Below are 5,538 nucleotides of genomic sequence, written 5' to 3'. Positions count from 1 at the left end.
TGGCCTCGGTGCTTGCGGTGGCGCACCGGGCGTCGCTCGTGCACCGCGACCTCAAACCGGCGAACCTGATGCTGGAGCCGGACGGCACTGTGAAGGTGCTGGACTTCGGGCTCGCCATCGCGCTCGACCGGACCAACCTGTCGAAGATCACGGTGACCGGCCAGCACCTCGGCAGCCCCGCCTACACGGCGCCCGAGCAGGTGCTTGCCGGCCTGAGCACGCCGGCCACCGACATCTACGCGCTGGGTGCCACGCTGTTCGAGATGTTGACCGGTCAGCGGCTGTTCGCCGGTTCGTCGTCCTACACGGTGATGAACAAGCAGGTCGAGGAGGTCCCGGCGCGGGTGCGGTCGCTGCGCGCCGACGTGCCGGGCGGCCTCGACGAGCTGGTCGCCGCGATGCTGCGCAAGGCGCCGGAGGATCGCCCGTGCAGCGTGGAGAAGGTGTACGCGGCGTTGATCGGATCCGTGGTGGGCCTCGGCCCGTTTCCCGGGGCCGTCGACGACGCCGCGGACAACCCGGTACGGCTGTACGCGGCGGTCGCGGCCCGGGTGGTACCGCGCGGGGCGGCCCCGAACACTGCCCCCTCCACCCGGAGATCCACTGCTGAGCCGCCCGGGGAGCCCGATGGCGGGATCAGGCGGTCCGATCTTCGTCGTGCCCGGGACGAGGCTCGGACGTTGGCCCGGGCCTCCCGCTACAGTCAGGCCGCCGGTGTGCTGGCGGCGGCGGTGGACCGGGCTGGTGGTGCCCTCGGCCACGACAGCGCGGACGTGCTCGCGCTCCGTCTCGATCTGGCGGACCACCTGTTCGAGGGCGGCGACTTCCGCCGCGCCGTGGACGGCTACCGCACGCTTCCCGTCGATCTCGTCCACCGGGACGCTCCGGACAGCGAGCGGGTTCTGCGCTGCCGCCTGCGGGAGGCGACCTGCCGGGCCCTGATCGGTGAGACCGGCCAGGCGCTCGAACAGCTTCGTGGGCTGCTGGAGGACGAGATCAGGGTGTTCGGTGCGGACGACGCCCAGGTCTTCGAGCTGCGACGGCAGATCGGGCTGTTGCAGCTCGGCGCCGGCCATCGGGCGTCGGCCGCCGAGACCCTCTCGGCGCTGCTCGCCGATCTGCTCAGGGTCTGGGGGACGGAGTATCCGATGGTGCCTGTCGTCCGGGAGTTGCTGGCCGGTGCCGGCGGTTGATCGACGGCGGAATCGACCGTCATGAGCGTCCCATCCCGTCTGTCGTGGGGTTGTGGTGGGGGGCACGCCGGGGCAGGACGGCACCGTACAGTCGGACGGTGACGAAGCTGGAAAGCCCCGTGGCGTATGATCCCGGTTCCCAGGCTGGTCCCCAGGCCGGTCCCCAGGCATCGCCACCGCTCGGTTCGGGCGCCGCACCGGCGGGTCCGTTCGTCCCGGGCGAATTCGTTCCAGGAGAATTCGTCCCGGGCGAAGTGGTCGTGCACCGGTCGTTCACCACCAAGCGGCTCGTCTTCGTCCGCGCGGGTCACGTGGTCGGCCACGATGAGCGCGGCCTGCGGCTGTGGATCCCGCACGGCTGCCCGATGGCCGTCGAGCTGAGCACGGACGGTCGCGGCCTGCGCGACATGCCGTTCGCCGAATGGATCCGCCAATCCACGGTGCTGGTGGAGAGGGCTTGGCCTGGGCCGAACATCCTTATGATGATCCCGCCGGCGGGCGCGCACTCGGTGTGGTGGTTCTGGGACCGGCAGGGGCGGTTCGCCCGTTGGTACATCAACCTCGAGGCACCTGCCGTGGCCTGGCGCCACGACGGACTCGTCGGGGTGGACACGACCGACCACGACCTCGACCTGTGGGTCTCCCCGGACCGGACCTGGCAGTGGAAGGATGAGCACGAGCTCGCGGAACGGCTCGCGTTTCCCGAGCACTACTGGGTCACCGACGCGGCGGCGGTGCGGGCCGAGGGCGAGCGGCTGCTGCGGCTCGTCGAGACAGGGGCGTTCCCGTTCGACGGCACCTGGTGCGACTTCCAGCCGGACCCGTCCTGGCGCACACCGGCTACCCTGCCGCCCGGCTGGGACCGCCCGCGGGCGCCGGGCACGACCGGAACCGGCCCGCACTGACGGCGATGTCGACGGCCGGTGGTATCGAGGGCCGGCGGTATCGAGGGCCGGCGATGTTAACAGCCGGCTACGTCGAGAAGGCCCACCCTGACCAGCGGGCCACCGTCACGATGATCGCCGGCCCGGCGGGCGGGGTGGCCTGGCACTGGTCATATCGGGCGATGAGCAGTTCGATGGCAGCGGCGTGTCCGGGTTCGCTCGCCCGGACGATGCGGGCCTCGGCGCCGGTCAGCCGCACGGACCCAGCGTACGAACCTAGCGTACGGACTCACCGTAGGGTTCCACCGGATGGATGCGGCCCCAGGGGGCGGGACGCGATGCGCCGTCCATGCGCCAGACTGGTCAGATGTCCGCCACCCTCGTCGCGTCCGGTCTCACCGTCACCCGCGGTGGGGCGACCGTCCTCGACGGCGTCTCCCTCACCGTCGCGCCCGGCGACCGTCTCGGCGTGGTGGGGCCCAACGGCGTCGGCAAGTCGACGTTGTTGCGTGCCCTCGCCGGGCAGGTGGCGCTCGACGCGGGCCGGGTGGATCTCGCGCCGCCGACCGCCAACGTCGGCCTGCTCCCCCAGGAACCCGACCGCGACCCCGGGGAGACCCTGCGGGCCTTCCTTGCCCGTCGCACCGGCGTCGCCGCGGCGCAGGCCGAGCTCGACGCCGCGACCGAGGCGTTGGCCCTGGGCACGTCCGGGGTCCCTAGCACGTCTGGGGCTCCTGGCACGTCTGGGGTCGACGACCGCTACAGCGTCGCCCTGGAGCGGTGGCTGGCGATCGGCGCGGCCGACCTCGACGCCCGCGCCGAGGAGGTGTGCGCCGATCTCGGTCTGCCCGCGGGCGCGCTCGACAGCCCGACGACGGCGTTGTCCGGCGGGCAGGCCGCCCGGGGATCGCTGGCCGGCGTCCTGCTGTCCCGGTTCGACATCACCCTGCTCGACGAGCCCACCAACGACCTCGACTTCGACGGGCTGGAACGGCTCGAGCGGTTCGTCCAAGGCGTGCCCGGGGCGCTGGTCGTCGTCAGCCACGACCGCGAGTTCCTCGACCGCACCATCGACACCGTCGCCGAACTCGATCCGCACCGGCACGGCCTCACCCTCTTCGCCGGCGGATGGACGGCGTACCTGCAGGCCCGCGAGGTCGCGCGGCGTCAGGCCCGGGAGCGGTACGAGGAGTACGCCGGCCAGCGGGCCGATCTCGTTGCCCAGGCGCAACGCCAGCGGGAGCAGGCGGTGCGGGGTTCGGTGCGGGCGAAGCGGCGGATGCCCGACGGTGACCGGGCCGCCAAGGGAGCCCGGATCGAGGCGGCGACGAAGAGCGCGGCCAGGGTCCGGTCCATCGAGTCCCGCCTCGACCGGTTGGCGGAGGTCGAGGAGCCCCGCAAGGAATGGCAGCTGCGCATGTCGATCGCCGCCGCGCCCCGGTCGGGCGATGTCGTCGCGACGTTGACCGGCGCGGTGGTGGCCCGATCGGGCTTCACTCTGGGGCCGGTCGACCTGACGATCGCGTGGGCGGACCGGGTGGTGATCACCGGGCCGAACGGCGGGGGCAAGACGACCATGCTGGGTGCGCTGCTCGGCCGCATCCCCCTGGCCCGGGGGCACCAGGCACTCGGGTCCGGCGTGCGGCTCGGCGAGATCGACCAGGCCCGCGGCCTGTTCCGGGGTGAGGCCACGGCGCTGGCCGTCGCCGAGCGGGCGACCAGCTGGCCGGCGGGCGAGGTGCGCACCCTGTTCGCGAAGTTCGGTCTCGGCCCGGATCAGGTCACTCGGCCGGCGGCGTCCCTGTCGCCGGGAGAACGCACCCGGGCGGGGCTCGCGCTGCTGCAGGCGGTCGGCGTGAACTGCCTGGTGCTCGACGAACCCACCAACCACCTCGACCTTCCGGCGATCGATCAGCTCGAACAGGCGCTGGCCGGCTATGCGGGCACCCTGCTGCTCGTCACCCATGATCGGCGCATGCTCGACACGGTCGCCGTGACCCGCCGGCTGCACGTCGACGGCGGCCTCGTCACCGAGAAGCCCCTCGTCACCGAGAAGCCATTGTGACGGGCCGCTGAGAACGTCAGGAGCCGGTGTTCGGCCAGAATGCCGCATGGGGGAACGGGGAGTCCGTGGTGGTCGCGGAACCGAGCACGACGTTGTTCGGGGTGACGGCGTTGCCCGCGCTCAGCGGTCCTCCGAGGGTGCCCAGATCGGTCAGCCGGCCGCGGTACCAGCGGAACGCGTGGCTGCCTTGACCCGAGGGTGCCGTCCCGCATACCACACCATGATCATTGAGGTCGAGAAGCTCCAGCGGGCCGAGCGGTGAGGTGATCGGGATGCGGCGGCCCGCGATCCACAGGAACCCGCCATCTGACGATCCGAGGCTGCGCACCAGCACCTGACCGAGACTGTTCACGGCGACCGCCTCGCTGTGCAGGTCACTGCCGAGGGTCCCGAGATCGGTCATGCGGCCGCGGTCCCACAGGAACGCGCGGGAATAGCCGTCCGAGGTCTCGCTGGTCCCCACGACCTGCCTGGCGTTGTTCACGTCGGCGACGACGGTCGAGGAACCGCCGAGAGTCCCGAGATCCGACATCGTGCCGGCTGACCAGAGGAACCCGTGGCTGGCGCCCTCCCGGGTGAGGCTGTTACCCGCCACCCTTCCCTGCACCGTGACGGCCACGGCGGAACTCAATGGTCCGCCAAGTGTGCCCAGATCCGTCATCGTGCCGTTTGACCATCGGTAGGCGTGCTGCTCGCCCGTATTGGTGGTGCTGGTCCCCACGATGAATCCGGTGTCGCTGACGTCGACCGCGGTACTGGACTGCCCGCTCTGGGTGGGGGTGCCGCCGAGGAATCCCAGCGACTGATAGACGCCACGTTTCCAGCGGAACGCCTCCCGGCTGTAACGCGTGATGTTCTCGCCGACGACCACGCCGGCCTCGCTCACCGCGGCCGGCCGGCTGTTCCCCGGCAGGCCGTGCACCGTACCGCCGCGGTAGACGAACCCACTGAGCTCGGATGGTGAGGTCTGCCAGTAGCCCGCGAGAAGGCCTGCGGTGTTGCCGCCGGTGAGGAGACCGGAGGCCCCGGTCGGGGATGGAATGTCCACGACGGCGGGTCGGGCGGGCGCAGGTGGGGAGGACGGCGCCGCGGTGGCCGCGTCCGCCGCGGTGGCGGAGCCGAGGTAGCCGAGCGACCAGGGCACGAGGGTCGTGGCCACCGTGGCGGCACGGATGAATGTCCTTCGATCGTTCATCGCGAAATGATCTCCTCTGGCCGGCTGCCACGGTCAGCCGTCGACGGTTATCGGCCGACGTCGGTCGACCGGCTGGAGGAGTTCGTGGAGCCATCACGCAATGCCAACTCTCCGAGGCCGGAGGATTGCAACATGATCTACCGTCGTCAAGCAACGACACGCTGGCGCCGCCGGCGGCTCACCCCCTCGGCTCGGCGGTGG

At 71.6% G+C, this 5,538-nt stretch carries 5 protein-coding genes; 3 read left to right on the top strand and 2 right to left on the bottom strand.

From position 1 onward, the window contains the following. Both AC08OV_RS22445 and AC08OV_RS22440 read left to right on the top strand, forming a co-directional pair. A partial coding sequence (locus AC08OV_RS22445) for a protein kinase domain-containing protein (RefSeq protein WP_476620269.1) occupies positions 1 to 1,193 on the top strand: 1,193 nt, incomplete at its 5' end. Positions 1,194 to 1,291: 98 nt separating this feature from the next. Continuing rightward, positions 1,292 to 2,098, top strand: a complete 807-nt coding sequence (locus tag AC08OV_RS22440; RefSeq protein ID WP_476620268.1) for a ribonuclease FAU-1 family protein — start codon at positions 1,292 to 1,294, stop codon at positions 2,096 to 2,098. Positions 2,099 to 2,165: 67 nt separating this feature from the next. Here AC08OV_RS22440 and AC08OV_RS22435 read toward each other — a convergent pair whose 3' ends face one another. Beyond that, entirely contained in the window at positions 2,166 to 2,336 is a 171-nt protein-coding gene (locus AC08OV_RS22435; protein ID WP_476615279.1) for a hypothetical protein, read from the bottom strand. A 108-nt stretch (positions 2,337 to 2,444) separates the two neighbouring features. On the opposite strand from AC08OV_RS22435, the gene AC08OV_RS22430 reads away from it, so the two are divergent. Beyond that, a complete protein-coding gene (locus AC08OV_RS22430) occupies positions 2,445 to 4,142 on the top strand; it encodes an ABC-F family ATP-binding cassette domain-containing protein (RefSeq protein WP_476615281.1) in 1,698 nt (565 codons plus the stop codon). Positions 4,143 to 4,158: 16 nt separating this feature from the next. On the opposite strand, the gene AC08OV_RS22425 is transcribed toward AC08OV_RS22430, so the two are convergent. Then, positions 4,159 to 5,337: an HAF repeat-containing protein gene (locus tag AC08OV_RS22425; protein WP_476615280.1), complete on the bottom strand. Its 1,179-nt coding sequence runs from the start codon at positions 5,335 to 5,337 to the stop codon at positions 4,159 to 4,161. Positions 5,338 to 5,538: the final 201 nt, after the last annotated feature.

This window comes from Frankia sp. CeTa3Moorea, from assembly GCF_978021225.1.
This window is presented reverse-complemented; position numbering and strand designations above follow the sequence as displayed.